General features: G+C 70.2%; 3 protein-coding genes and 1 pseudogene. 1 reads left to right on the forward strand and 3 read right to left on the reverse strand.

Annotated elements, in window-relative coordinates; translation table 11 throughout:
• Positions 1–1,317 (reverse strand): histidinol dehydrogenase (gene hisD, locus ACFWFR_RS17450; RefSeq protein ID WP_377623872.1); only part of this gene is annotated, 1,317 nt, incomplete at its 3' end.
• Between the two features lie 93 nt (positions 1,318–1,410).
• On the opposite strand from hisD, the gene ACFWFR_RS17455 reads away from it, so the two are divergent.
• Positions 1,411–1,638 carry an RNA-binding S4 domain-containing protein gene (locus ACFWFR_RS17455; RefSeq protein WP_377623873.1) on the forward strand — a complete coding sequence of 76 codons (228 nt, stop codon included), beginning with the start codon at positions 1,411–1,413 and terminating at the stop codon, positions 1,636–1,638.
• Between the two features lie 130 nt (positions 1,639–1,768).
• Here ACFWFR_RS17455 and ACFWFR_RS17460 read toward each other — a convergent pair whose 3' ends face one another.
• A complete protein-coding gene (locus ACFWFR_RS17460; protein WP_377623874.1) occupies positions 1,769–2,176 on the reverse strand; it encodes a pyridoxamine 5'-phosphate oxidase family protein in 408 nt (135 codons plus the stop codon).
• A 170-nt stretch (positions 2,177–2,346) separates the two neighbouring features.
• Positions 2,347–4,734: pseudogene (gene dnaE, locus ACFWFR_RS17465) on the reverse strand (DNA polymerase III subunit alpha); the annotation flags it as partial.
• Positions 4,735–4,786: the final 52 nt, after the last annotated feature.

Consider the following 4,786-nt stretch of genomic DNA (forward strand, 5'->3'; position numbering starts at 1 on the left):
GCGCGCCTTGATGGCCTCGCCGTGGGCGGGCAGGTCCTCGTCGTTGGCCACGGCCACGATGCGGTCGGCCAGCTCCTGGAGCGCGTCGGCCGAGTACTCGACGACCTGGACCGCACGCAGGAAGCTGTGCACCCCGAGCCCGCTCGAGTAGTGCGCGCACCCGCCGGTCGGCAGGACGTGGTTCGACCCCGCCATGTAGTCGCCCAGCGGCACGGGCGAGTAGGGGCCGACGAAGATCGCGCCCGCGCTCTGCACGCGCTCGGCCACGGCCGCAGCGTCGGCCGTCTGGACCTCGAGGTGCTCGGCACCGTACGAGTCCACGACGTCGAGGCCCTGCTCGAGGTCGTCGACCACGATGATCGCCGACTGCGGGCCCGACAGTGCCTGGGCGACGCGCGCAGCGTGCTTGGTCTCGGGGACGAGGTCCACGAGCCGTGCGTCGACCGCGGCCGCGAGCTCGACCGACGGTGTCACGAGGACGGCCGCGGCGTCGGGCGTGTGCTCTCCCTGGCTGATGAGGTCGAGCGCGACGTGCGTCGGGTCCGCGCCGCCGTCGGCGAGGATCGCGATCTCGGTGGGGCCCGCCTCGGAGTCGATGCCGACCACGCCACGCACGAGCCGCTTGGCGGCCGCGACGAAGATGTTCCCCGGGCCGGTGATGACGTCGACGGGCTCGCACAGGTAGTCGCCGTCCTGCGGCTCGCTGCCCGCGGCACCGTAGGCGAACATGCCGATCGCCTGGGCCCCGCCGACCGCGTAGACCTCCTGGACCCCCAGGAGCGCGCACGCCGCGAGGATCGTGGGGTGCGGCAGGCCGTCGTTGTCGCGCTGCGGCGGGGAGGCGACCGCGAGCTCGCGCACGCCGGCCTCCTGCGCTGCGACGACGCTCATGATGACCGACGACGGGTAGACCGCGATCCCGCCGGGCACGTAGAGGCCCACGCGGCGCACCGGGATCCAGCGCTGACGGACCTGAGCGCCCGGGGCGAGGTCGACCGCGAACGGCTGGGGGCGCTGGGCGGCGTGCACCGTGCGGACACGACGGATCGCCTCCTCGAGCCCGTCGCGCACGAGCGGGTCGAGGGTCTCGAGCGCCTGGGCCATGCGCTCGGCCGGGACCCGCAGATGGACCGGACGCACGCCGTCGAACCGCTCGGAGAGGTCACGCAGCGCCGAGGCGCCGCGCAGGCGGACCTCGTGCAGGATCGGAGCGACCTTCTCCGCGGCGTCCTCGACGCCGATCTCCGGACGAGGCAGGATCTCCGTGAGCTCACGGGGAGACAGGGAACGACCACGCAGGTCGATGCGATTGATCACCGACCCATCGTAGGCCGGGCCGCGAGCCCACCTCCAGGCCATTCAGCAGGTGGTCAGTTCCCCGGCGCCTCCCGGACGCGAGAGAATGGGTGCATGACCACGACACCCACGGTGGAGATCACCGACGACGTCATCCGCCTCGGCCAGTTCCTCAAGCTCGCGAGCCTCGTCGAGTCGGGCGCCCACGCCCGTGACCTCATCTCCGAGGGAGAGGTCAAGGTCAACGGCGAGGTCGACACCCGTCGCGGCCGACAGCTCCGCAGGGGAGACGTCGTGACGGTCGACGTCCCGACCGGCGAGATCGGCGCGATCGTCGGTTGACGGGACCCGGGCGCGTCCCGTCCGGGGAACCGGACCGGGCGCGCGCCGGGCGGGCTGGGCCGGCAGCCGGCCCGGAGGATCCGCCACGCCCCGGACGTCCGCTCAGGACGCCCCCAGCCCCTCGGGCGTCTCAGAACGCCATGTAGCTCGAGCTCATGACCTTGTCGGCGACGATCCGCAGGACCACCCGGTGCGGGTTGACCCGCGGCTCCTTGTAGCGCTTCGTGTACCGGCGCACGGCCTCGGCGACCTCGTCCGGGTCGCGCGAGAGCGAGACGGTGCCCTCGAGCGTGATCCACCGCCCACCCTCGACCTGGCAGACCGCCGCGCGCGGATGTCCGCCGTAGGGCGTGAGCCGCTCGGCGTTGAGCGCCTTGACCGACGTGTCGTTCGTGGTGATGCGCACGACCCCCGACTCGGGGTCCCACGTGAAGCCCACGGGGACGACGTGCGGGCTGCCGTCCTCTCGGAGGGTGGTCAGGGTCGCCAGGTGGCGCTCGGTCACGAACACGCGCTGCTCAGGGGTCAGGTGGATCACGACGGCGAGTCTACGTCGGCCCGGCCGAGCGCCCCGCCGGGCGGGACGCTTCGCCGGACGCACCGGACACGCAGCGCGGCCCGCGGTCGGACGGCTGGCCCGGCCCCCCTGCAGGGCGCCAGGCGTGACGGCCCGGCCCGCAGGCCAGGCCGTCCCTCGTCACCGTCCGGTCACACCGTGAGGCAGCTCGGACCGAGCAGAGCCTTGAGGTCGCCGTACAGCGCGGGGCTCTTCTCGACCCGCAGGGTGTCCTCGAGGCGCATGACCTTGGTGCGACCCGGGCTCGTGAGCTTGAGGTGCACCTCGGTCACACCGGGATGCGTCGAGAGGATCTCGCGCAGCCTCTCGACGACGGGCTGGGTGCAGCGCGACTCGGGCAGGCTCACGAGCACGGGGGTCTCGGCGACCGTCGAGATGTCCGGGAGCGAGACCTCCATGGCCTGGAGCTGCATGGTCTCGTCGCGGCGCCGCACGCGGCCGCGGAGCACCACGACCTGGTCCTCCGCGAGGATCGTGGAGTAGGCGAGGTAGGTCTCGCCGAAGAACATGACCTCGACCCCGCCCTCGAGGTCCTCGATCGTGACCGCGGCCCACGGGTTGCCGTTCTTGCTCATCTTGCGCTGGAGCGAGGTGATGAGCCCCGCGATCACGACGGTCGACCCGTCGGGGCGCGCCTCGTCGGCCATGAGCGCCGCGATCGACGTGTCGGCGGCCCGGGTCAGGACGTGCTCGAGCCCCGACAGCGGGTGGTCCGAGACGTACAGGCCCAGCATCTCGCGCTCGAACGCGAGGCGCTGCTTCTTGTCCCAGTCCGGGATGTCCGGAACGTCGACGCTGAACGACATGGCCGGGTCCTCGGCGCCCAGGTCCGCGAAGAGGTCGAACTGCCCCTTGGCCTCCTCGCGCTTGACGCTGATGACCGAGTCCACGGCCTGCTCGTGCACCACGAGCAGCGCGCGCCGCGCGTGGTCGAGCGAGTCGAACGCGCCTGCCTTGATGAGCGACTCGATGGTCCGCTTGTTGCAGACCACCGCGGGCACCTTGTCGAGGAAGTCGGTGAAGGAACCGAACCTCCCCTTGTCCTCGCGCGTCGCGACGATCGCGTCCACGACGTTGGCGCCCACGTTGCGCACCGCGGTCAGACCGAAGCGGATGTCCTTGCCGACGGCCGTGAAGTTGGCCGAGGACGAGTTGACGTCCGGCGGGAGGACCGTGATCCCCATGCGTCGGCACTCGTTGAGGTACAGGGCCGACTTGTCCTTGTCGTCCCGCACGCTCGTGAGCAGCGCGGCCATGTACTCGGTGGGGTAGTTGGCCTTGAGGTACGCGGTCCAGTACGAGACCACGCCGTACGCCGCGGAGTGCGCCTTGTTGAACGCGTAGTCCGAGAACGGGAGCAGGATGTCCCACAGCGTCTTGACCGCGGCCATCGAGTAGCCGCGTTCCTTCATGCCGTTCGAGAAGCCCTCGAACTGCTTGTCCAGCTCGGACTTCTTCTTCTTGCCCATCGCACGGCGCAGGATGTCGGCCTGACCGAGCGAGTACCCGGCGACCTTCTGCGCGATGGCCATGACCTGCTCCTGGTACACGATCAGGCCGTACGTGGTCCCCAGGATGTCCTCGAGGGCTTCCTCGAGCTCGGGGTGGATGGGAGTGACCTCCTGCATCCCGTTCTTGCGCAGCGCGTAGTTGGTGTGCGAGTTGGCACCCATGGGGCCCGGGCGGTAGAGCGCGCCCACGGCCGAGATGTCCTCGAAGTTGTCGGGGCGCATGAGCTTGAGCAGCGTCCGCATGCCGCCGCCGTCGAGCTGGAACACGCCCAGGGTGTCGCCGCGGCCCAGGAGGTCGTACGTCTTGGGGTCGTCGAGCGTCAAGGACTCGAGCTCGACCGGGTCCTTGCCGTTCATCACGATGTTCTCGAGCGCGTCGTCGAGGATCGTGAGGTTGCGCAACCCCAGGAAGTCCATCTTGATCAGGCCGAGGCCCTCACAGGTGGGGTAGTCGAACTGCGTGATGACCGCGCCGTCCTGGAGGCGACGCATGATCGGGATGATGTCGATGAGCGGCTCGCTCGACATGATGACGCCGGCCGCGTGGACGCCCCACTGGCGCTTCAGCCCCTCGATGCCCTTGGCGAGCTCGACGACGCGCTGCGCGTCGGGGTCCGCCGCGTGGATCTGGCGGAACTCGTCGGCCTCGTTGTACCGCTTGTCGTCGGGGTTGAAGATCCCTGTGAGCGAGATGTCCTTGCCCATGATCGCGGGCGGCATGGCCTTGGTGAGCTTCTCCCCCATCGCGAACGGGAAGCCCAGGAGCCGCGAGGAGTCCTTGAGCGCCTGCTTGGCCTTGATGGTGCCGTAGGTGACGATCTGCGCGACGCGGTCCTCGCCGTACTTCTCCGTGACGTACCGGATGACCTCGCCGCGCCGACGCTCGTCGAAGTCGACGTCGAAGTCGGGCATGGACACGCGGTCCGGGTTGAGGAAGCGCTCGAAGATCAGGCCGTGCTGCAGCGGGTCGAGGTCCGTGATGCGCATGGCGTAGGCCGCCATGGAGCCAGGTCGACCCCAGCCGCGGTTTCGACGAATTGGTCAGCACCGCACGCGAAGT

The organism is Oerskovia sp. NPDC060287, from assembly GCF_042726775.1.
Classification (GTDB): domain Bacteria; phylum Actinomycetota; class Actinomycetes; order Actinomycetales; family Cellulomonadaceae; genus Oerskovia; species Oerskovia merdavium.

Coding starts and splice junctions, on each gene's coding strand:
- ACFWFR_RS17455 (WP_377623873.1), top strand. CDS start 1,411: ATGACCACGACACCCACGGTGGAGATCACCGACGACGTCATCCGCCTC.